Genomic DNA, 20,495 nt, shown 5'->3' with positions numbered 1-20,495 from the left:
GGGCGAGGTGGCGGCTGTTCCTTCTCCCATCGGGACCATGGCCCCCTTTTCGGGGGAAGGTGCCCCGAAGGGGCGGATGAGGGTACGGGCGAAGCCTCGTGCGCCCAAACTCCGCGAGTCGCTTCGCGTCGTACCCTCACCCCAACCCCTCTCCCGAGGGGGAGAGGGGCTTGAGCAACAGCAGGGCGGCTTCGAGGGCGAGCGTGGGTTACGGAGCGAGCGCAAAAGAAAAGGGCGCGGCTTTGCGGCCGCGCCCTTGTTCTGCCCGAAGGCGGTTGCGCTCAGCGGCCGATGCGGGTGCTGAAGCGTGCGGCGTTGTCGGACGGGTCGGCGTCGGGCGAGGCCGAGCTGGCGCTGGCTTCGATCACGATGCTGCGGTCGGCCGGCAGCGGGCGGGTCGCGGTGGTCAGGGTGAACGCGGTGCTGGCGCCCGGCGCCAGGTCGGCGCGGGTGCTGCACTGGTATTGCGCGCTGCGCAGGCCGTGGGCCTGGCGTACGCACTGCCAGCCGCGCGGCGGCACCAGCAGCGACAGCACCGACAGGGTGTTGCCGCTGACGCTCAGGCTGGCGCGCTTGACCGGCGCATTGCCGTGGTTGACCAGGGCGATGCGGTAGTTGGCGCTGAACGCGATCAGCGGCAGCGTCGCCGGGCCGTCGATGCGCAGCGCCAGGTTGCCGGCGGGCGCGGCCTGCACCGCGACCGCGGCGCTGGCGCCGTTGTTGCCGCCGTTCGGGTCCTCGGTCTGCGAGGCGACCGAGGCGGCCAGGGTCAGCGTGCGCCCGACCAGGTCGGCCGTGGCCGGCACCGCCACTTCGAAGCGCGGCGCGGCGCCGGCGGCGAACGCCGTCGTGGTGCAGGTCACCACGGTCTGCGCGGCCACGTCCGGGGCCGCGCAGTCCCAGCCCGGAGCGGCGGTCACGGTCGGCGTCACCGCTGCATCCAGGGCGAAGGCGACCGCGGCGAAGCGCGCCGCATCCGGGCCGGCGTTGCCGGCCTCGACGCTGTAGCGGATGGTGTCACCGGCGTAGACCGCGGCATTGGCCGCGTTCGCGGTCACGCTCAGGTCGGCGCGCTGCAGCGGCTTGAGCTTGAGCAACACCACCGCCGGATCGTGGTCGGACAGCCGTGCCGGCGAGTTGGCGTCGTTGCGCGCGGTGGCTGGGAAGTCGGCGTTGAGCCGCGCATGGCCTTCGCTCAGCGTCGCGACCTGCGCCGAGTTCATCAGCGCGCGGTTGGCCAGGATGTGGTCCAGCGACTGCACGTTGCCGTCGTAGGCGTACGAATAGCTCTGGTCCGGCGTGGACAGCAGGGTCAGGTTGTACAGGTCCGGCGTGACCAGGTCGGCGCCGTCGCCGTCGACCACGGTCTGCGCGTCGGCCGACGGCAGGCCGGTCACCGTGCCCATCGCATCGACGTAGCCGTCGTTGAACTCGAAGGCGTTGAAGTCGCCCATCACCAGCAGCTGTTCGCCGGGATCGGCCGCTTGCCGCGCCTGCAGCAGGTTGGCCAGGAACACCGCCTGTGCCTGGCGCTTGGCGCGGATGCGCAGGCCGCTGGCGTCGTCGGTCTCGGCGCCGTTGAGCGAACGCTGGTGCACCTCGACCACGGTCAGCGGCAGCGTGCGGCCGTCGGCGAAATGCACGATCGCCTTCAGCAGCAGCGGCGGGCGGTCGTTGAGCAGGCTGCTGCCGCCGGCCGGCTCGGTCCAGGTGGTGGCCTTGCCTTCCTGGCTGACGGAGAGCACTTCGACGCGGGCGATGCCGGCGCCGACCGCGCCGGTCTTGACCAGGAAACCGACGTCGATGCCGCCGACGTCGTTGCCTTCCTGCAGATAGGCCACGTACTGCGGATCGGGCTGACCGGCGGCGACCGCATCGCTGTTGATGCGCGCGGCCAGGGTCTGCAGCACGCTCAGGTTTTCCACTTCGACCGTGCCCAGGATGTCGGGCGTGTTGAGGTAGTTGCGGATCGCCAGCGAGGCCTTGTTGAGCCGCGCCTGGTAGGCGGCCGCGGTCAGTACCGGCTCGCCGATCGCCGGGTCGTTCTGGTCGTCGAAGAAGCGTTCCATGTTGTAGGTGGCGACGTTGACGTCGTCCGCCTGCGGCGCCGGGGCCGGCTTGGGCTGATCGGCGCCGTTGCATTGCACGGTCGGCGCGGCTTCCGGATAGATCGTGTAGCGGCGGAAGCTGTAGTCCAGCGGGCCGCTGACGCCGAGCACCACGCAGCCGCCGGCCACGTCGATGCGCTCGCCGCCGAGGCCGGCGCTGCCCACCGCGATCACCTGCGGGTTGGTGTTCCAGCGCGGCACGTCGGCCGGGGAACCGGCCGGCAGCGGGTCGGGCTGCTGCACGCCGGCGGTGCGCCAGGCGCGCGGCAGGCCGGTGACCACGGCATGGAACACGCCGTTGCTGCTGGCGCTGGCGTTGGTCTCGTTGACGCTGCCGCCGGTGGGCGCGTTGACGGTCAGGCTGGGCACGGTGACGCGCATGCCCTCCAGGCGTTCGAGTTGGTCGTAGGCGCCGTTCGGGTCGGGGAAGCTGGTGGTCAGCGTCACCGCGGCCGGCAGCGGATTGCCGGTGGACTGCAGCAGCACGGTCGGGGTGCCCAACTCGGTCAGCGGCGGCTGGGTCGGGTCGGCGGTCGGCACGTATTCGAGCACGGTGGCCTGCACCCGCACCGCATTGCCCACCGCGGCCTCGGCCGGCGGCGCGCTGCCGGTGTAGACGTAGATGCCTTCGGAGGTCTGCGGATCGGCGTCGGCCTGGGCGTCGGGCGCCTGCAGGAAGAAGCCGGCGCTGCGGCGCGCGGTGACGATGCCGCTGGTGGCGACGATCTGTCCGACCAGCGGCGAACGCGCGCCGCTGCCCTGGATGCTGTGGATCGGCACCAGGTTGAAGTCGTCGTTGAGGATCACCCCGCTGGCGGTCAGCGTGGCCGGCAGGGCGCCGCTGATGCCGGTGATGTCGAGGTAGAAGGTCTCGTCGGGTTCGTTGGCGGTGTCGCCGTTGACCGGCACGCTGATCTGCGCGCTGCTCTCGCCGGCGGCAATGGTCACGTCGGTCGCGGCCACGGCCTGGTAGTCGCTGCCGGCGCTGGCGCTGCCGTCGCGGGTGGCGACGCGGAAGCTCACCCCGCCGCTGCCGGCCGGTTGGCTCAGGGCGATGGTGAACACGAACGCGGTGCTGCCGCTGTCGCCTTCGCCGCGGCTGACGTTGGCCACGCTGGCTACCGGCTGGTTGCCGCCGCCGCACAGGTTGGCGGCCGCGGCGCTGTTGCGCGGGGTCGGCGCGCCGGTGGCGAAGTCGGCGTTGTTGTTGTCGCTGTCGCTGCAGCCGCCGTTGCCGCGCAGCACCGCCAGGGTGTTGCTCGGCGCGGCGGTCGGCGCGCTGCCTTCGGCGCAGCTGGCGCTGCTGCCGTAGCCGACGAAATCGACGTTGCCGGCGGGGCAGGCGCCGCTCAGCGCGGTCGCCGCGTTGCTCAGCGCGATCTTGCCGGCGGTGCCGCTCATCGCGGTGGTGCCGGTGGCGTCCGGGGTCGGCAGCGCGGTGCTGCCGCCGCTGCCGTCGGCCTGCTTGACCAGGTAGTAGCCGCCGGCGGGGATGCTGCCGGCCAGCGTGGTGACCTGCCAGCTGCTGCCGGCGGCCGAGGCGTACTGCACCGACCAGCCGGCCAGGCTCACCGCCTGGTTGCCGTTGTTGTGCAGTTCGACGAAATCGCTCTTGTAGGTGGCGCCGCTGTTGCCACCACCGCCATAGACCTGGCTGATGACGACCTGGGCCTGGCCGGTGCCGGCACAGGCAAGCGCGCACGACAACACTGCAGCACGAAGCAGCATGGTTCGCATGACGAAGACTCTCCCCAATCCTTGAAGACGCAAGTTGCGACGATGACGGACGGCGCTCCCCAAAGCGCCGGCTCGATTCTGCCCGAGTTTGCCGCCGGCCGCTGACCGGGATGTGACAGGCGTCGCTGCGGTACCCTTGCCGGCCCCGGATCGCCGTCCCCCGCCCATGCCCGTCGAACAGAACCAGCGCCCGCTCGAAGCCGGCATCCATACCGACCTGGAAGGCCGCGTCACCTACGGCGGCTACCTGCGGCTGGATCAGCTGCTGTCCGCGCAGCAGCCGCTGTCGGACCCGCCGCACCACGACGAGATGCTGTTCATCATCCAGCACCAGACCTCCGAGCTGTGGCTGAAGCTGCTGGCGCACGAGCTGCGCGCGGCGATCATGCACCTGCAGCGCGACGAGGTCTGGCAATGCCGCAAGGTGCTGGCGCGCAGCAAGCAGGTGCTGCGCCAGCTGACCGAGCAGTGGTCGGTGCTGGAGACGCTGACCCCGTCCGAATACATGGGCTTCCGCGACGTGCTCGGCCCGGCGTCGGGCTTCCAGTCGCTGCAATACCGCACCATCGAGTTCCTGCTCGGCAACAAGAACGAACAGATGCTGCGCGTGTTCGGCCACGACCCTCACGGCCAGGCGACATTGCAGGCGGTGTTGGAAGCGCCCAGCCTGTACGAGGAATTCCTGCGCTACCTGACCCGCTTCGGGCATGCGATTCCCGAGCAGTACCGGGCGCGCGACTGGCGCCAGCCGCATGTCAGCGATCCGCTGCTGCGGCCGGTGTTCGAGCGCATCTACGAGAACACCGACCGCTACTGGCGCGAATATGCGCTGTGCGAGGACCTGGTGGACCTGGAGACCCAGTTTCAGCTGTGGCGCTTCCGCCACATGCGCACGGTGATGCGGGTGATCGGCTTCAAGCGCGGCACCGGCGGCTCCAGCGGCGTGGGCTTCCTGCAGCAGGCGCTGGCGCTGACCTTCTTCCCGGAATTGTTCGAGGTGCGCACCTCGGTGGGGCTGCCGGACGGGCGCGATGCGGCGCTGCCGGGAGCGGCCGCCGGCAGTGCGGAATTCGGAGCCTGAGCGTGCACGCCGGCCCAGGCACGCGCGTGGCCGGGCGGCATGACCCGCCGCAGGCCGAGGGGGCGCTTGCGAATCCCCAATCCCCAATCTCGAATCCCGGCCATTTGACGCCAGCGCCAACTGTCGGTGATGCTCGCCCGTTCCCCGGCCCGGCCGGGAATCGCCCCAGCCCATACTGAATACGCAAGGGAACACCGCATGAGCGTTGACGACGTCGCGTCGCACCCCCCAGCCTCACCGCCGCAGCCGCCAGCGCAACCGCCCGAATTCAAGACCCTGCTGGGCCATCCGCGGCCATTGTGGATGCTGTTCATGACCGAATTCTGGGAGCGCTTCGCGTTCTACGGGATTCGCTGGGCGCTGACCCTGTACATCGTGGCCGAGTTCTTCCAGGGCTCCGGCGCGGGCGAGGCCCCGGCCAACCGGCTGTACGGCGCCTACCTGGCGCTGGTCTACGCCTCGGCGCTGTTCGGCGGCTTCGTCGCCGACCGGCTGATCGGTTACCAGCGCTCGCTGCTGATCGGCGCGGTGGTCATGTCGGTGGGCCTGTTCCTGATCGCGGTGCCGAACGAAGAGGTGTTCAAGATCGGCCTGGCCACGATCATCGCCGGCAACGGCCTGTTCAAGCCGAACGTGTCGACCATGGTCGGCAAGCTGTATCCGCTCAACGATCCGCGCCGCGATTCGGGCTTCACCATCTTCTACATGGGCATCAACGCCGGCGGCTTCTTCGCGCCGATCCTGACCGGCCTGCTGGCCGACAAGCTGTTCGGCACCGAAGCGATGCCGGCCTACAAGTACGTGTTCATCGCCTCCGGCATCGGCATGCTGATCAGCCTGGTGTGGTTCTGGATCGGCCGCCGCCAGCTCGGCGCGGTCGGCCGGCCGCCGGCCGGCGGCGAGGGCATGGGACGCACGATCGGGGTGCTGCTGGCGACGCTGGTGGTGATCCCGGTGGCCTACGGCCTGCTGCTGATCGATGCCGGCATCCTCGGCTGGATCCTCACCGCGCTGTTCGTGGCGCTGTGCGCGATGATCCTGGTCGAAGGCATCCGCGAGGGCCGCGTGCCGCGCGACCGTTCGATCGCGATGCTGATCGTGTTCGTGTTCAACGTGATGTTCTTCATGTTCTTCGAGCAGGCCGGCAGTTCGTTCAACTTCCTCGCGCAGAACATCGTCGAGCGCGACCTGGGCGGCTGGATGTTCCCGGTCGGCTGGTTCCAGTCGGTCAACACGCTGGCGATCCTGGTGCTGGGCCCGGTGTTCGTGTGGCTGTGGGTGGCGCTGAAGTCGTCCAACCCGTCGATCCCGCGCAAGTTCGGCCTGGGCCTGATCTTCAACGGCCTGGCCTTCGCGCTGCTGATGTTCGCCTTGTCCTCGCTGGTCGACGGTTCCGGCAAGATCCCGTTCTGGACCCTGTTCATGGTCTACGTGATCCAGACCGTGGGCGAGCTGTGCCTGTCGCCGATCGGCCTGTCGATGACCACCAAGCTGGCGCCGACCAAGGTGGTGGGCTTCGCGATGGGCGGCTGGTTCCTGTCCACCGCGATCGGCAACAACCTGTCCGGCATCTTCGCCGCAGGCGTCAGCGGCGAGACCGGCATGACCGTGGACTCGGCGCTGAAGGGCTACACTTTCGGCTTCTGGGCCCTGCTCGGCTCGGGTGTGTTGTTGTTCCTGATTGCACCGTTGATCAACAAGTTGATGCACGGTGTCAAATGACGTGAGGTAGATCGCAATGTCGAACAAGACGATCAAGACGATAGGCAGCGCGGCGGCGCTGATGCTGGCCCTGAGCGGCTGCAACAAGGCGCCTGCGCCGGAACCGGAACAGGCGCCGGCCAAGCCGCTGGACACCTCGGTGCAGAAGCCGCCGGTGGCCGATCCGAACCAGCCGGTGGCCTCGGGCAACACGCCCGCCGCTGCCGACGTGGCCGCCGCGGCGGCGTTGGGCGCGCAGTTCGATCCGAACCGCGATCCGGCCAACGACCTGGAAACGGCCGAAGTGGAAGCCAAGCGCGGCGGCAAGCGCATCCTGCTCGACGTGGGCGGCGAGTGGTGCTCGTGGTGTCACATCCTCGACGAGTTCATCGAGGGCGACGCCGAGGTGCGCAGTTTCCGCGACGCCAACTACGTGTGGGTCAAGGTCAACTACAGCGACGACAACAAGAACGAGGCGTTCCTGGCCCAGTACCCGAAGATCGAGGCCTATCCGCACCTGCTGGTGCTCGATGCCGACGGCAAGCTGCTGCACTCGCAGTTCACCGGCGAACTGGAAAAGGGCAAGGGCTACGACCGCAAGAAGTTCTTCGACTTCCTCAAGCAGTGGGCGCCGCCGAAGACCTGAGCGCAGCGGCAGCCTGCTGAAAGTCGCTCGAATCCTGTAGGAGCGGCTTCAGCCGCGACAGGCATTGTCGGTAATGCCTGTCGCGGCTGAAGCCGCTCCTACAGGGACATGGCCTTGCGGCGCGCATGGTTAGTTCCGGCAGCGCCGCATCGCCGCCACGCCCGCTGCGAACGGGCGCTGCCCCTCACTTGCCGGTCATGCTCGGCAGCCCCTCGGCCGCCAGCCGGTCGATCAGCCGGTTCAGCACCCGCTGCTCTTCCTCGCTGAACGGCGCCAGCAGGCGGCGCTCGCATTCCAGCACCATCGGCGCGATCACTTGGTAGACCTCCACCCCCGCCTCGGACAGGTGCAGCACCGAGCGGCGGCGATCGTCGCCATGGGTCTCGCGCTGGATGAAGCCGCGTTCCAGCAAGCGTGCCACCGCGCGGCTCACCGCCACCTTGTCCATCGCGGTGCGCTCGGATACCTCGCCGGCCGACAGCCCCGGGTACAGCGCCAGCACCGCCATCACCCGCCATTCGGTCACCGCCATGCCGTAGCGCTCGCCGTAGACGCGGGCGATATTGCTGCTGATCCGGTTGGACAGCACGCTGATGCGGTAAGGCAGGAACTGCTCCAGGTCGAGCGAAGGCTGCTCGGGAGCGGGCGGGGCGGCGGAAGCGATCGACGTCATGCTGCATTGCACCTTGCTGGTGGTTTCATTTGTAACTATAACGGAGGAGACTACTGTCCATTCTCGCGAGTCTGGCGTCCGTCCGCATCCGAAATTTCGGTCGGCCGCTGCCCGCGTCCTCCAGGAGACGAGCCATGAGTGCACAACCGCAGTATCCGTCCCAGCCGGCCAACCTGGGCATGCAGGTCACCACCTTCGAGAACCCGATGGGCATCGACGGCTTCGAATTCGTCGAGTTTGCCGCGCCGGCCGGGCAGGGCGAGCAGTTGCACGCCTACTTCCGCAGCATGGGCTTCAGCGCGGTGCTGCGCCATCGCAGCCGCGCGATCACCGTGTACCGGCAGGGCGGGGTCAACTTCCTGGTCAACGAGGACCCGGATTCGTTCGCCGCCGATTTCGCCGCCGCGCATGGTCCCTGCGCCTGCGGCTTCGCGATCCGCTTCCGGCATCCGGCCGACGAGGTGTTCGCCAAGGTGCTGGAGAACGGCGGCGAAGCCATCGCCGACAAGGCCGACACCCGCGCGGTGCCGGCGCCGGTGGTCAAGGGCATTGGCGACTGCATGCTGTACCTGGTCGACCGCTATGGCGAAAAGGGTTCGGTCTACGCCGAGTTCGAGCCGGTGCCGGGCGCCGAGCCGCATCCGGCCGGCTTCGGCCTGACCTTCATCGACCACCTGACCCACAACCTGTACTTCGGCAACATGCAGCGCTGGTCGGACTACTACGAGCGCCTGTTCAATTTCCGCGAGATCCGCTACTTCGACATCAAGGGCGCCAAGACCGGGCTGACCTCCAAGGCGATGACCGCGCCGGACGGCGTGGTGCGGATCCCGCTCAACGAATCGTCCGATCCGAAGAGCCAGATCAACGAATACCTCGACGCCTACCACGGCGAAGGCATCCAGCACATCGCCTGCTTCACCGACGACATCTACGAAACCGTGGAGCGGATGCGCTCGGCCGGCGTGGAGTTCCTGGATACCCCGGACGCGTACTTCGAAGTGATCGACCAGCGCATCCCCGACCACGGCGAAGACGTGGCGCGGCTGGCCAGGAACAAGATCCTGATCGACGCCGACCCGGAGACCAAGCAGCGCAAGCTGCTGCAGATCTTCACCCAGAACTGCATCGGCCCGATCTTCTTCGAGATCATCCAGCGCAAGGGCAACGAAGGCTTCGGCGAAGGCAACTTCCAGGCGCTGTTCGAGAGCATCGAACGCGACCAGATGAAGCGCGGCGTGCTCTGACGCGATACCGCGGCGAATGCCGATAAGCGCTTGAGCCCCTCTCCCATCGGGAGAGGGGTTGGGGTGAGGGTACGGTGGCTCAATGAGAGTCAAACCGCCGCTCCCTACTTCAACGCTGGAAAATGCACGCTTGCTGCGTCGGGCCATGACCGACGCCGAACACAAACTATGGAGTTATCTCAGAGGCGGGCAGTTGCAAGGCCTCAAGTTCCGGCGCCAATATCCCATTCCTCCCTATGTCGCTGATTTTTGCTGTTTGGCATCCAAGCTGATCGTCGAACTCGATGGTTCGCAACACAGCGAACCACGCGATGCAGAAAGAACGCGCTGGCTTGAGTCGCAAGGCTGGCGAATCGTCCGCTTCTGGAACAACGATGTGCTGCTGTCGACGGACGCTGTGATCCAGGCAATTTGCCACGTTACGGCGGCGCCGTACCCTCACCCCAACCCCTCTCCCGATGGGAGAGGGGCTTCAGAGCAAGAGCCCACGCAATGAACATCTCGCAGAAAGGGTACATGTCCGGCTTCGGCAACGAATTCGCCACCGAAGCCGTACCGGGCGCGCTGCCGGTCGGGCAGAACTCGCCGCAGCGCGTGGCCCATGGCCTGTACGCCGAGCAGCTGTCGGGCACCGCGTTCACCGCGCCGCGCGGCGCCAACCGGCGCAGCTGGCTGTACCGGATCCGTCCGGCGGCGCTGCACGGCGGCTTCGCCGCGTACACCCAGGCCGGCGACTTCCACAACGACTTCAATGCCGGGCCGGTGTCGCCGGACCAACTGCGCTGGAGTCCGCTGCCGCTGCCGCAGGCCCCAGTGGATTTCGTCGATGGCCTGTACACGATGGCCGGCAACGGCTCGGCCGAGGCGCAGCACGGCGTGGCGGTGCATCTGTACGCGGCCAACGCCTCGATGCAGGGGCGTTTCTTCTACGACGCCGACGCCGAGCTGCTGATCGTGCCGCAGCTGGGCCGGCTGCGGCTGTGCACGGAACTGGGCACGCTGGAGCTGGAACCGCAGGAGATCGCGGTGATCCCGCGCGGCGTGCGCTTCCGCGTCGCGCTGCTCGACGAAGAGGCGCGCGGCTACGTGTGCGAGAACTTCGGCGCGCTGCTGCGCTTGCCAGACCTGGGGCCGATCGGCGCCAACGGCCTGGCCAATCCGCGCGATTTCCTGACCCCGGTGGCCGCCTACGAAGAAGACGAAGGCGACTTCGCGCTGATCGCCAAGTTCCAGGGCCATCTGTGGCAGGCGCCGATCGCGCATTCGCCGCTGGACGTGGTCGCTTGGCACGGCAACTACGCGCCGTACAAGTACGATCTGCGCCGCTTCAACACGATCGGCTCGATCAGCTTCGATCATCCCGACCCGAGCATCTTCACCGTGCTCACCGCGCCCAGCGACACGCCGGGCACCGCCAACCTGGACTTCGCGATCTTCCCGCCGCGTTGGCTGGTGGCGCAGCACACATTCCGGCCGCCGTGGTTCCACCGCAACGTGGCCAGCGAATTCATGGGCCTGGTGCACGGCGTCTACGACGCCAAGGCCGAAGGCTTCGCGCCCGGCGGCGCCTCGCTGCACAACTGCATGAGCGGGCATGGTCCGGACGCGGCGACCTTCGACAAGGCCTCGCAGGCGGACCTGTCGCGGCCGGACGTGATCGCCGACACCATGGCCTTCATGTTCGAGACGCGCGCGGTGCTGCGCCCGACCGCGCAGGCGCTGGCCGCCGCGCATCGCCAGCGCGATTACCAGCAGTGCTGGCAGGGGCTGCGGCGCAACTTCCGCGCGCCCTGAGCGCCGCGGCGCGCGGCATCCAGCCCGCGCCGCCCAGGCGCGGCACCTACGGCAATGGGCTCAGGCCGCTTCCAACGAGGCGTGCAGCGGCGTCGGCAGCACTTCCAGCAGGCGCTCGCGGATGCGCTGCGCATAGCGCTCGGAGGTCATCTCCGGCATCGCGCGCAGCGCGTCGGCGATCGCCTGCAGCGTGGCGACATCCTCGCGCGCCTCGCGCAACCGCTGCTGCAGCGGACGCGAGGCGGGGTGGCGCTGCAGTTGCAGCAGATCCAGCAGGTACATGCGCGCGTTGAGCAGCGCGCGGCGCGGATCCACCGGCGCCGCGACGGCTGGCGCTGGCGGTGCTGCAGCCGGCGGCGGGGCGGCGACGCGGCCGTCGTCCAGATAGCCCTGCTGCAACAGCGCCTGCACGATCGCCGCGGCATTGCTGCCGCCCAGCGCGGCCAGTTCCTCGACGCTGCGTTGGCCGTCGGCCAGGATCAGGACACGGCGCTGGCGCATGTCCAGCGGCGCGGCGTGGGATTGCAGTGCCGCGAGGGCGAGGGCAGTCTTGCGCGGGTGCATGGCAGTGGTGCCGGAAGGGAAGAAGCTTGGCGGTCGGCGGTGAAATACTGATGACAGGCGGTGCGCGTCGGCTGTTGTGGGAGGCGCGTAAGTGCGGCGCGACGCGATATGGCTCTGACGCAGCAACTGCCACTACGAGCGATGGCGATGAGATGACGGGCCTGCATCGCGATTCCGCAACGCCAGGCAGTGCATACGCACGGCGCGCACGCTAGCCTATGCGCTGCTCTTGCGAGGAACTGCGATGAAGCCGACCCTGCCCGCCGCTGCATTGCTGCTGTTCGCGCTGAGCGCCTGCGACAAGGCGCCGCCGCCGCAACCGACTTCGACCGCTGCCGCCGGCACGGCGGACGACGGCGCCTTGCCGCCGCCGACGCTGGATCAGCCCGACACCGACGTGCCGCCGGCCCAGGCCCCCGCGGCGGCGATGCCGCCGGAGATGGCGCCGGCCGAGCGCCAGCTGGCTCGCGACGACGGCTACGGCGACCTGCGCCTGGGCATGAGCGCGGCGCAGGCGCGCGCGGCCTGGGGCGGCGAACTCGACGGGCAGTCCGGCGAAGCGGGTGACTGCTACGTCCTCAGGCCGCGCTGGGCCAAGGGCGGCAACGACTTCGGCCTGATGTTCGAGGCCGACAAGCTGGTCCGCTACGACGTGCGCACCGCCAAGGAAACCGCGCCGGGCGGCGGCAATGTCGGCATGGACCTGGCGCAATTGCGCACGCTGTACGCCGGACGCGTGGAAGAGCAGCCGCACAAGTACATCGAAGGCGGCAAGGTCCTGCGTATCCGCAGCGGTGCAGACCACCCCGGCGTATTGGTGTTCGAGACCGACGCCGCGGGCAAGGCCACCTCTTGGCGCGTCGGCCTGCCGCCGCAGGTGGACTACGTGGAAGGCTGCGGCTAGCGCAGGCGTCAAGCCGATTGTCAGCGCGCAGGGCAGTTACGTACTGGGCATGCCCGCTGCATAAAGATCAACTCGTGCAGGTCGCTGCAGGGAATGCCATGTACCTATTGGACATCAGCGAGAGCTACTCGGAAATTTTCTGGTTCAAATACGACCAGAAGCTCTCGCCCGACCACCTGCTGTTCATCAGTGGCGAAACGCAATCGACGATTGCCGCCACCCCGACCTTCAGAAACAACAAGAAAGTAAGCAGGTCACGCTTGCTGGTGTTCGATCTCCTCCAAAGCGACACGCTCGAATTCGTCAGCCAGGCAATGGCTGAGGTGTTGCGCCAATATCCTGATGACGTCCAATTGTTTCCAGCCGACGTCTACCTCAAAGAGGAAAGGCTGGAGGGCTTCTACGTCTTCAATGTGATCCAGACATTGCCCTGCATCGACCTCGAACACTCCCAGCATGCCCCCATGTTCGGCTTTATGCCTGATGGGCCACTGAGATTCTCAACGCTTCAGAGCCTGCCGCCTGCGGCTTTGGCTGGTCACCACCTCGTCCGGGCCAAGGAAAGCTCGCAGCGCATTTTCGTTTCCCAGCAGCTAAAGCAGCAATGCGAGGCGTCCGGGCTTGGAGGCTTGCGATTTTTGGACTGCTCCAACGGTATTCGGGTGTGAGACAAGTGGGGCGAATTCGTTGATAAAAGGGCCTCGTCGTCCTTTTTGTTTCCTTCAGGAACTCGGCCGCGATCTTCACCGGCTCGCCGATCCGCAGGCTTTTGCGGGTGCAGCGGTGGCGGTCGCGATCCACGCCGCCGGCACCCGGTTCCGCTGACGAAACCCGCCTGGCCAGCCAGCCGTTTCCCGCCCGGTCGCCACGATGACAGCTACATCATCCGCGCTGCGCATAGAATCGCGCATCGTAATGGCGAGGGGATGGGCGATGGCGAGCGCGATCGGCTTGGTGCTGGTGGGACTGCTGCTGCTGGCCTTGGGCGGCGACTCGATCGTCAAGGCAGCCTCGGGCCTGGCGCAGCGCTGCGGCGCCTCGCCGTTCGTCGCCGGCCTGCTGCTGGTGGCGTTCGGGACCTCGCTGCCGGAACTGGCGGTCAATGCGCGCGCTTACATGGTCGGCGCGCAGGACCTGGCGCTGGGCAATGCGGTCGGCAGCAACATCGCCAACCTCGGCCTGACCCTGGCCCTGGCCGCGCTGGCGGCACCGCTGCTGGTGCGCACGCGGATGCTGGCGCCGTTGCTGCTGGTGCTGGCGGTGGCGACGCTGGCGCTGATCGGCTTCGGCCTGGACGGGGCGATCTCGCGCCTGGAAGGCGTGCTGCTGTTGCTGGGCTTCGTCGGCGTGGTGGTGTTCCTGCTGCGTCGCGCGCGCAGCGAGGAGGCAGGGCGCCAGCTCGGCCTGTCCGGCTACGCAGTCACCCGCACCGCGCTCGGCCTGAACCTGCTGCGTCTGCTGATCGCGATCGCGCTGCTGTATTTCGGCGCCAAGCTCGTGGTCGATGCAGCGCCGCGGCTCGGCGCCGCCTGGGGCCTGTCGCCGCTGCTGGTGGGCCTGTTGCCGGTGGCGATCGGCACCGCGCTGCCGGAAGCCGCCGCGGCGATCGCCGCCGCGCGCCGCGGGCAGGGCGACATGGTGGTCGGGCATGTGCTCGGCTCCAGCCTGTTCAACCTGCTGGTGGTGATCGGCGGCATGGCGGCGTTGCGCCCACTGCCGTTGCCGGCCTCGTTCGTGCGCCTGGAGCTGCCGGCAGCGGTGGCGCTGAGCGTGGTGCTGTATCCGATGTTGCGCGGCGACATGCGCATCAGCCGCGGCGAAGGCGCGGTGCTGCTGGTCGCGTTTCTGGCGTGGGTCGGGTTGGAAGTGGCGCTGGTGGGGTGAGGCTGGAGCCCGCCATGCAGACGCTGCCACCTGTAGGAGCGGCTTCAGCCGCGACCGGGCGTTATCGGCAAGGCCCGGTCGCGGCTGAAGCCGCTCCTACAGGACTGCGCCCTGGTCGTCCTGCTGCGCCGGCGGCGGCAGCCCTTCCTGGCCGGCATGATCGCGGCTGTCGGGTACCTGCGGCCGCTGTTCCATCATCAGCGACAGCGCCGCCTTGGCCATCATGTGCGCGCTGATCGGCGCGGTGATGAACAGGAACGCGGTGATCAGCAGTTCGCGCGGTTGCGGGTCCTGGCCCAGGAACAGGTGGTAGCCGACCGAGGCCAGCAGCACGCAGCCCACGCCCAGCGTGCTGGCCTTGGTCGGCGCGTGCAGGCGCTTGAAGAAGTCCGACAGCTTCACCAGGCCCAGCGCGCCGAGCAGGATGAAGAAGCAGCCGACGATCAGCAGCAGCGACAGTCCCACTTGCAGCAGCCCGATCATTCGACGATGTCCCGGCGCAGCACGTACTTGCTCAGCACCACGGTGCTGCCGAAGCCGAGCATGGCGATGACCAGTGCCGCTTCGAAGTACACGGGCGAATCCAGGTACATGCCGAACAGCATCAGCTCGGCGATCGCGGTCACCGACAGCGTATCCAGCGCCAGGATGCGGTCGGGCACGGTCGGTCCGCGCAGCAGCCGCCACAGCGCCAGCAGCATCGCCAATGCCACCACGTGCATGCATACGGCGATGGTGCCCTCGATGAACATGTGGCCGGTCATGGGAAGATCTCCATCAGGGGCGCTTCGTAGCGCGTCTTGATCTGCCGGATCACGGTCTCGGCATCGTCCAGGTGCAGCACGTGCACCAGCAGGTATTTGCGGTCGTCCGACAGCGCCGCCGACACCGTGCCCGGGGTCAGGGTGATCATGCTGGTCAGCGCGGCGATGCCGTGGATATTGGCGATGTCCAGCGGCACCCAGATGAAGCCGGGGTGGATCCTCGATTCCGGACCCAGCACCTGCAGCGCCACCACCACGTTGGAGCGCACGATGTCCCAGGCGACCACGCACAGCATCTTCGGTACCGGACGCAGCGAGCCGATGCGCGCGAACTCGCGGTCCAGGCGCGCGGCGAACAGCGGCACCGCCACGCCCAGCATTGCGCCCAACAGCAGCTGGCCCAGGCCGAAGCTGTCGCTCATCAACAGCCAGAACACGGTGACGGTGACGCTCAGCGGCCAGGACGGAAACAGGCGGCGCAACCAGGGACGGCGCATGTCAGGGCTCCCGCAGCGCTGGCGCGACGGCGCGCAGCTGGGTGGCGTAATCGGCCGGACGCAGCAACTGCGCGGCGGCGGCCTCGGTATAGCGCAGCATCGGCCCGGCGGCGATGGTCATCGCCACGCCGTAGCCGAGCAGCAGCAGCGTCGCCGCGGTTTCCAGCGGTCGTGCGCGTGCCTTGCGCGGCTGTGGCGGCGGCGATTGTTCGATGCCGTCGTCGTCTATGTGCTGGTCGCCCGGCACGCGCCAGAACAGGCGTACGCCGGCGCGGGTCAGGCCCATGATCACCATCAGGCTGCTGAGCAGCACCGCGGCCCACACCGGGCCGGCGTTGGCCGCGGGCGTGGCACTGAGGATCGCGACCTTGGCCAGGAACCCGGACAGCGGCGGCAACCCCGCCACCGACACCGCGGCGATCAGGAACAGCACGCCGGGCACTGTCTTGCCCGGCAGCGGCGCGATCACTTCCTTGCGGTCGCTGGCGTCGCCGCGGCGGCGCCGGATCAGGTCTGCAATCAGGAACAGCGCCGCGGCGACGAAGCTGCTGTGCGCCAGGTAGTACAGGCCAGCCCCGAGCGTGCCCGGCGCGTCCAGCGCGAAGGCGATGAACAGCGTCGCCGCCGACACGATCACCAGGTAGCCAACCAGCACCCGCAGGCGCACCGCGGCCAGCACTCCGAGCGCGGCCAGCAGCAGCGTGCCGATGCCCAGCCACAGCAGCCATGCGCGGCCGTAGCCGTCCAATGCCTGCGCCTGGTTGCCGAGGATCAGCGTGCTCACCCGCAGCACCGCGTACAGCCCGACCTTGGTCATGATCACGAACAGCGCCGCCACCGGCGCCGGCGCGCGCGCATAGGTTTCCGGCAGCCACAGGTACAGCGGCAGCAGCGCGGCCTTGGCGCAGAACACCAGCAGCAACAGGCCAAAGGTGGCCTTGATCAGGCGCAGGTTCTCCGGCGGCGCCTGCGCGATGCGCTGCGACAGCTCGGCCATGTTCAACGAGCCGAGCAGCGCGTACAGCAGACCCAGGGCGATCAGGAACAACGTGGAGGAGGTGACGTTGAACACCACGTAGTGGAAGCCCACGCGCAGGCGCAGGCCGCGCCCGCCGCTGAGCAGCAGGCCGTAGGAGGCGATCAGCATCACCTCGAAGAACACGAACAGGTTGAACACGTCGCCGGTCAGGAACGCGCCGTTGAGCCCGACCAGCTGGAACTGGAACAGCGCATGGAAGTGCGGCGCGCGCCGGTCCCAGCCGGCGCAGGCGTGCAGCAGGCAGGCCGCGGCGAGCAGGGTGGTGGTCAACAGCATCCACGCCGACAGGCGGTCGGCCATCAGCGCGATGCCCAGCCGCGACGGCCAGTCGCCGAGCAGGTAGACCTGCACTTGGCCGTCGCCGGCGCGCACGAACAGCGCGATCACCGCCGCGGCCAGCGCCGCCATCGCGGTCCAGGCCACCGCGCGGCGCACGTGGCGCCCGTAGCGGCGGTGCTCCACAAACAGCGACAGGGCCGCACCGAGCAGCGGGATCAGGATCGGCAGGATCACCAGATGGTTCATAGCGCGCTGTCGCCGTCGTGATCGACGCGCGCATCGACGTGGTCGCTACGGTTGTCGCCGCGGCTGCGCATCGCCAGCACGATGCTGACCGCGGTCATCGCGAAGGCGATCACGATCGCGGTCAGCACCAGCGCCTGCGGCAGCGGGTCGGTGTAGTCGGCCAGGGTCGGCGCGACGCCCTCGCGCAGTACCGGCGCCTTGCCCTGCACCAGCCGTCCGCCGGCGAAGATCAGCAGGTTGGTGGCGTAGGACAGCACGGTCATGCCCAGGATCACGTCGAAGCTGCGCGCGCGCAGCAGCAGGTACACGCCGACCGCGGTCAGCACGCCGATCGCGCTCGCCAATGCCAGTTCCATCAGCGCATCTCCCCGGTGCGGGCCGAACGTTGTGCCGGATCGATCTCGCCGCGCTGCGACTCGCGCGTGCGCGAGGGCTTGATCGTGCCCATCATCGACAAGGTCAGCATGGTGCCGCCGAACACGACCAGGTACACGCCGGTATCGAAGCCCAGTGCGCTGGCCAGCGGGATGTCGCCGATCAGCGGGACGTAGAGGTCGTAGTGGCCGCTGGTCAGGAACGGCACCCCGAACAGCATCGAAGCCATGCCGCTGAGCGCGGCCAGCAACAGGCCCAGACCGATGCAGCGGATGTAGTCGAAGCCGAAGCGCGATTCCACCGAGGCCGCGCCCTGGATCACGTACTGGATCAGCAGCGGCACCGCCAGCACCAGGCCGGCGATGAAGCCGCCGCCGGGCGCGTTGTGCCCGCGCAGGAACAGGAAGATCGACACGGTGAGGGTCAGCGGGAACATCAGCTGCGCCAGGTCGGCCGGCACCGGCAGCTTGATCGGCGGCCCCGGCATCACTTTCTCAGGCGCCATCCGCGCGCGCCGCAGCAGCGCATGCACCACCAGCGCGGCGATGCCGAACACGGTGATCTCGCCGAAGGTATCGAAGCCGCGGAAATCGACCAGGATCACGTTGACCACGTTGCGCCCATAGGCCTGCGGCAGCGCGCGCTGCAACAGCTCGCCGGCCATCGTCGCCGCCGGGCGGGTCATCACCGAATACGCCAGCAAGGCCATGCCGGTGCCGGCGGCGATCGCCAGCGCCGCATCGCGCAGCTTGCGCCAGCGCTGCGGCTCCACCGGCGAGGCCTTGGGCAGGTAGTTCATCGCCAGCAGCATCAGCACCAGGGTGACCATCTCCACCAGCAACTGGGTCAGCGCCAGGTCCGGCGCCGACAGGAACACGAACACCAGGCTCACGCCCAGGCCGCTGCCGCCGATCACCAGCACCGCCAGCAGGCGCTGCCGGTACAAAAACAGCGTCGCCAGCGCGCAGCTGACGATCAGCAGCCACAGCGCCCAGCCCAGCAGCGGCATCGGTTGCGGCGCCGGCCACTGGCTCCATAGCGGCGGTGCGGCGACGAACGGCGCCGCCGCGACCACCACCGCGCTCAGCAGCAGCCAGCGCAGGCTGCGCTGCAGGCTGCCGTTGGTCAGCAGGCGGGTGAAGCGCGCGGCGATGCCGAACAGCGCGTCCACCTGCCAGTGGAACACGCGCTTGCCCAGCGAGCGGCGCACCTCGGTGTACAGCGCGGTCAGCCGGCGCAGGCCGAAATACAGCGCCACGCCGCCGACCACGCCGGCGAGGCTCATCGCCAGCGGCGCGTTCCAGCCATGCCATACCGCCAGGCTGTAGTCGGGCAGCGCCTCGCCGAGGATGGAGCGCGCGGCGGTGCGCAGCACAGGCGCCACGGTCAGCGCCGGTACCACGCCGACCGCCACGCACAGCAGCACCAGGATGTCCACCGGGATTCTCATCCAGCGCGGCGGCTCGTGCGGCATCGCCTGCAGTTGCCGTGGGCCGCTGCCGAAAAACGTCTCGTAGACGAAGCGCAGGCTGTAGGCGACGCCGAACACGCCGGCCAGCAGCGCCGCGGTGGCGGTGAACACGCGCATCGCCGCCGGCCCGCCGGCGTCCAGCGCCTGCGCGAAGAACATCTCTTTCGACAGGAAACCGTTGAGCAGCGGGATGCCGGCCATCGACAGCGAGGCGATGATCGCCAGTGCGCTGGTGAACGGCATCCAGCGGCGCAGGTTGCCGAGCCGGCGCATATCGCGGGTATGCGTCTCGTGGTCGATGATGCCGGCGGCCATGAACAGCGAGGCCTTGAACACCGCGTGGTTGAGGATGTGGAACACCCCGGCCACCACCGCCATCGGCGTGGACAGCCCGAACAGCATGGTGATCAGGCCCAGGTGCGAGATCGTCGAATACGCCAGCAGGCCTTTCAGGTCGTGCTGGAAGATCGCCAGCCAGGCGCCGGCCAGCAGGGTGATCGCGCCGATGCCGCTGACCGTGTAGAAGAACAGGTCGCTGCCGGCCAGCGCCGGATGCAGCCGCGCCAGCAGGAACACGCCGGCCTTGACCATCGTTGCCGAGTGCAGATACGCCGACACCGGCGTCGGCGCCGCCATCGCATGCGGCAGCCAGAAATGGAACGGGAACTGCGCGCTCTTGGTGAAGATGCCGAGCAGGATCAGCCCCAGCGCCCACGGATACAGCGCGCTGGCGCGGATCGCATCGCCGGCGGCGAGCACCGCATCGAGCTGGTAACTGCCGACGATGCGCCCGAGCAGCAGCACGCCGCCGAGCAGCGCCAGGCCGCCGCCGCCGGTGATCACCAGCGCCATGCGCGCGCCGTCGCGCGCATCCTTGCGGTGCGACCAGAACCCGATCAGCAGGAACGAGCTGATGCTGGTCAGTTCCCAGAACACCATCAGCAACAGCAGATTGCCGGCGATCACCATGCCCAGCATCGCGCCCATGAACAGCAGCAGGTAGCCGTAGAAGCGCGCCGCGTTCTCGCGCGCGCTGAGGTAGTAGTGGGCGTACATCACCACCAGCGCGCCGATCGCCAGCACCAGCCCGGCGAACATCCACGCCAGCCCGTCCAGGCGCAGCGAGAACTGCAGGCCGATCTGCGGCAGCCAGGCGTGGTCGGCGCGCACGATGCCGCCGCCGAGCACGGTCGGGGTCAGCGTGCCGAGCACGATCAGCCCGGCCAACGGCGCCGCCGCGGCGACCCAGGCCAGCGTGGCGCGCGAACGGTGGCGCAGGGCAATGACGGCCGCCGCCATCAGGAACGGCAAGGCCAGCAGGATGTCCAGAACGGGGATCATGCAGGGAATACGAGATTCGCGAGCAGGTGCCCGAGTGTAACAGGCGCTTCCCGGCGCTGGCCTGCGATGGTGGTCGGCGCATGCAAGGTCATCGCTGCACGATAGCGCAGGCCGGGTGAGGCGCTTGCGAGCGCGCGGCGGCCG

At 68.6% G+C, this 20,495-nt stretch carries 18 protein-coding genes; 9 read left to right on the top strand and 9 right to left on the bottom strand.

The features are described from left to right. Nucleotides 1-281: 281 nt before the first annotated feature. Nucleotides 282-3,845, bottom strand: coding sequence for a lamin tail domain-containing protein (locus HEP75_RS19950; RefSeq protein ID WP_185824663.1), 3,564 nt, complete (start codon nt 3,843-3,845; stop codon nt 282-284). A gap of 166 nt (nt 3,846-4,011) precedes the next feature. Between HEP75_RS19950 and HEP75_RS19945 the strand changes: the two genes are divergently transcribed. From HEP75_RS19945 to HEP75_RS19935, 3 genes are all read left to right on the top strand, one after another. After that, nucleotides 4,012-4,926 (top strand): tryptophan 2,3-dioxygenase family protein, encoded by a 915-nt coding sequence (locus HEP75_RS19945; RefSeq protein ID WP_185824662.1) that lies wholly within the window; start codon nt 4,012-4,014, stop codon nt 4,924-4,926. A 198-nt stretch (nt 4,927-5,124) separates the two neighbouring features. Continuing rightward, complete coding sequence (locus HEP75_RS19940) at nt 5,125-6,648, top strand: oligopeptide:H+ symporter (protein ID WP_185814275.1); 1,524 nt, start codon at nt 5,125-5,127, stop codon at nt 6,646-6,648. Nucleotides 6,649-6,664: 16 nt separating this feature from the next. Beyond that, entirely contained in the window at nt 6,665-7,273 is a 609-nt protein-coding gene (locus tag HEP75_RS19935) for a thioredoxin family protein (protein WP_185824661.1), read from the top strand. Nucleotides 7,274-7,457: 184 nt separating this feature from the next. Here the strand turns inward: HEP75_RS19935 and HEP75_RS19930 are convergent, their stop codons facing one another. Next, complete coding sequence (locus HEP75_RS19930) at nt 7,458-7,946, bottom strand: MarR family transcriptional regulator (protein WP_185814273.1); 489 nt, start codon at nt 7,944-7,946, stop codon at nt 7,458-7,460. Between the two features lie 179 nt (nt 7,947-8,125). Here HEP75_RS19930 and hppD point away from each other — a divergent pair, with 179 nt between their 5' ends. From hppD to hmgA, 3 genes are all read left to right on the top strand, one after another. Next, the gene (hppD, locus tag HEP75_RS19925; RefSeq protein WP_185826677.1) at nt 8,126-9,193 is read left to right on the top strand and encodes a 4-hydroxyphenylpyruvate dioxygenase; all 1,068 of its coding nucleotides are present in this window, start codon (nt 8,126-8,128) and stop codon (nt 9,191-9,193) included. An 82-nt stretch (nt 9,194-9,275) separates the two neighbouring features. Beyond that, nucleotides 9,276-9,689 (top strand): endonuclease domain-containing protein, encoded by a 414-nt coding sequence (locus HEP75_RS19920; RefSeq protein ID WP_185824660.1) that lies wholly within the window; start codon nt 9,276-9,278, stop codon nt 9,687-9,689. Beyond that, nucleotides 9,686-10,987, top strand: coding sequence for a homogentisate 1,2-dioxygenase (gene hmgA / locus HEP75_RS19915; protein ID WP_185824659.1), 1,302 nt, complete (start codon nt 9,686-9,688; stop codon nt 10,985-10,987). Before HEP75_RS19920 ends, hmgA begins: the two co-directional genes overlap by 4 nt. Before the next feature lie 60 nt (nt 10,988-11,047). On the opposite strand, the gene HEP75_RS19910 is transcribed toward hmgA, so the two are convergent. Next, nucleotides 11,048-11,551 carry a hypothetical protein gene (locus tag HEP75_RS19910; protein WP_185814271.1) on the bottom strand — a complete coding sequence of 168 codons (504 nt, stop codon included), beginning with the start codon at nt 11,549-11,551 and terminating at the stop codon, nt 11,048-11,050. 244 nt (nt 11,552-11,795) lie between these two features. Between HEP75_RS19910 and HEP75_RS19905 the strand changes: the two genes are divergently transcribed. The 3 genes from HEP75_RS19905 to HEP75_RS19895 all read left to right on the top strand — a co-directional run bounded on the left by HEP75_RS19905 (nt 11,796) and on the right by HEP75_RS19895 (nt 14,339). Then, the gene (locus tag HEP75_RS19905) at nt 11,796-12,455 is read left to right on the top strand and encodes a lectin (RefSeq protein ID WP_185824658.1); all 660 of its coding nucleotides are present in this window, start codon (nt 11,796-11,798) and stop codon (nt 12,453-12,455) included. A 98-nt stretch (nt 12,456-12,553) separates the two neighbouring features. Further along, the gene (locus HEP75_RS19900; protein ID WP_185824657.1) at nt 12,554-13,123 is read left to right on the top strand and encodes a DUF1629 domain-containing protein; all 570 of its coding nucleotides are present in this window, start codon (nt 12,554-12,556) and stop codon (nt 13,121-13,123) included. A 265-nt stretch (nt 13,124-13,388) separates the two neighbouring features. Then, nucleotides 13,389-14,339 (top strand): calcium/sodium antiporter, encoded by a 951-nt coding sequence (locus tag HEP75_RS19895; RefSeq protein ID WP_185824656.1) that lies wholly within the window; start codon nt 13,389-13,391, stop codon nt 14,337-14,339. A 96-nt stretch (nt 14,340-14,435) separates the two neighbouring features. Here the strand turns inward: HEP75_RS19895 and HEP75_RS19890 are convergent, their stop codons facing one another. Genes HEP75_RS19890 through HEP75_RS19865 form a run of 6 tightly spaced genes read right to left on the bottom strand, consistent with a single transcriptional unit; the run spans nt 14,436 to nt 20,351 of the window. Then, nucleotides 14,436-14,822, bottom strand: a complete 387-nt coding sequence (locus HEP75_RS19890) for a Na+/H+ antiporter subunit G (protein WP_185824655.1) — start codon at nt 14,820-14,822, stop codon at nt 14,436-14,438. After that, nucleotides 14,819-15,103 carry a K+/H+ antiporter subunit F gene (locus HEP75_RS19885; protein ID WP_145704729.1) on the bottom strand — a complete coding sequence of 95 codons (285 nt, stop codon included), beginning with the start codon at nt 15,101-15,103 and terminating at the stop codon, nt 14,819-14,821. Before HEP75_RS19885 ends, HEP75_RS19890 begins: the two co-directional genes overlap by 4 nt. Further along, nucleotides 15,100-15,600, bottom strand: coding sequence for a Na+/H+ antiporter subunit E (locus HEP75_RS19880; RefSeq protein WP_185824654.1), 501 nt, complete (start codon nt 15,598-15,600; stop codon nt 15,100-15,102). The genes HEP75_RS19885 and HEP75_RS19880 overlap by 4 nt, the downstream gene beginning before the upstream one ends. A 1-nt stretch (nt 15,601) precedes the next feature. Continuing rightward, the gene (locus tag HEP75_RS19875) at nt 15,602-17,164 is read right to left on the bottom strand and encodes a monovalent cation/H+ antiporter subunit D (RefSeq protein WP_185824653.1); all 1,563 of its coding nucleotides are present in this window, start codon (nt 17,162-17,164) and stop codon (nt 15,602-15,604) included. Next, nucleotides 17,161-17,520, bottom strand: coding sequence for a Na+/H+ antiporter subunit C (locus HEP75_RS19870; protein WP_185824652.1), 360 nt, complete (start codon nt 17,518-17,520; stop codon nt 17,161-17,163). Before HEP75_RS19870 ends, HEP75_RS19875 begins: the two co-directional genes overlap by 4 nt. Next, nucleotides 17,520-20,351 (bottom strand): monovalent cation/H+ antiporter subunit A, encoded by a 2,832-nt coding sequence (locus tag HEP75_RS19865; protein ID WP_185824651.1) that lies wholly within the window; start codon nt 20,349-20,351, stop codon nt 17,520-17,522. Before HEP75_RS19865 ends, HEP75_RS19870 begins: the two co-directional genes overlap by 1 nt. Between the last annotated feature and the right edge of the window lie 144 nt (nt 20,352-20,495).

The organism is Xanthomonas sp. SI (genome assembly GCF_014236855.1).
Lineage (GTDB): Bacteria > Pseudomonadota > Gammaproteobacteria > Xanthomonadales > Xanthomonadaceae > Xanthomonas_A.
The sequence above is the reverse complement of the archived record's forward strand: the minus strand, read 5'-3'. Positions and strand labels throughout refer to the sequence as shown.

What these genes read in the sequence shown, in the direction of transcription:
- HEP75_RS19940 (WP_185814275.1), top strand. Translation starts at nt 5,125, where the DNA reads ATGAGCGTTGACGACGTCGCGTCGCACCCCCCAGCCTCACCGCCGCAG.
- HEP75_RS19890 (WP_185824655.1), bottom strand. Translation starts at nt 14,822, where the DNA reads ATGATCGGGCTGCTGCAAGTGGGACTGTCGCTGCTGCTGATCGTCGGC.
- HEP75_RS19910 (WP_185814271.1), bottom strand. Translation starts at nt 11,551, where the DNA reads ATGCACCCGCGCAAGACTGCCCTCGCCCTCGCGGCACTGCAATCCCAC.
- HEP75_RS19950 (WP_185824663.1), bottom strand. Translation starts at nt 3,845, where the DNA reads ATGCGAACCATGCTGCTTCGTGCTGCAGTGTTGTCGTGCGCGCTTGCC.
- HEP75_RS19870 (WP_185824652.1), bottom strand. Translation starts at nt 17,520, where the DNA reads ATGGAACTGGCATTGGCGAGCGCGATCGGCGTGCTGACCGCGGTCGGC.
- HEP75_RS19920 (WP_185824660.1), top strand. Translation starts at nt 9,276, where the DNA reads ATGAGAGTCAAACCGCCGCTCCCTACTTCAACGCTGGAAAATGCACGC.
- HEP75_RS19930 (WP_185814273.1), bottom strand. Translation starts at nt 7,946, where the DNA reads ATGACGTCGATCGCTTCCGCCGCCCCGCCCGCTCCCGAGCAGCCTTCG.
- hmgA (WP_185824659.1), top strand. Translation starts at nt 9,686, where the DNA reads ATGAACATCTCGCAGAAAGGGTACATGTCCGGCTTCGGCAACGAATTC.
- HEP75_RS19905 (WP_185824658.1), top strand. Translation starts at nt 11,796, where the DNA reads ATGAAGCCGACCCTGCCCGCCGCTGCATTGCTGCTGTTCGCGCTGAGC.
- HEP75_RS19865 (WP_185824651.1), bottom strand. Translation starts at nt 20,351, where the DNA reads ATGATCCCCGTTCTGGACATCCTGCTGGCCTTGCCGTTCCTGATGGCG.
- HEP75_RS19880 (WP_185824654.1), bottom strand. Translation starts at nt 15,600, where the DNA reads ATGCGCCGTCCCTGGTTGCGCCGCCTGTTTCCGTCCTGGCCGCTGAGC.
- hppD (WP_185826677.1), top strand. Translation starts at nt 8,126, where the DNA reads ATGCAGGTCACCACCTTCGAGAACCCGATGGGCATCGACGGCTTCGAA.
- HEP75_RS19885 (WP_145704729.1), bottom strand. Translation starts at nt 15,103, where the DNA reads ATGACCGGCCACATGTTCATCGAGGGCACCATCGCCGTATGCATGCAC.
- HEP75_RS19875 (WP_185824653.1), bottom strand. Translation starts at nt 17,164, where the DNA reads ATGAACCATCTGGTGATCCTGCCGATCCTGATCCCGCTGCTCGGTGCG.
- HEP75_RS19895 (WP_185824656.1), top strand. Translation starts at nt 13,389, where the DNA reads ATGGCGAGCGCGATCGGCTTGGTGCTGGTGGGACTGCTGCTGCTGGCC.
- HEP75_RS19935 (WP_185824661.1), top strand. Translation starts at nt 6,665, where the DNA reads ATGTCGAACAAGACGATCAAGACGATAGGCAGCGCGGCGGCGCTGATG.
- HEP75_RS19945 (WP_185824662.1), top strand. Translation starts at nt 4,012, where the DNA reads ATGCCCGTCGAACAGAACCAGCGCCCGCTCGAAGCCGGCATCCATACC.
- HEP75_RS19900 (WP_185824657.1), top strand. Translation starts at nt 12,554, where the DNA reads ATGTACCTATTGGACATCAGCGAGAGCTACTCGGAAATTTTCTGGTTC.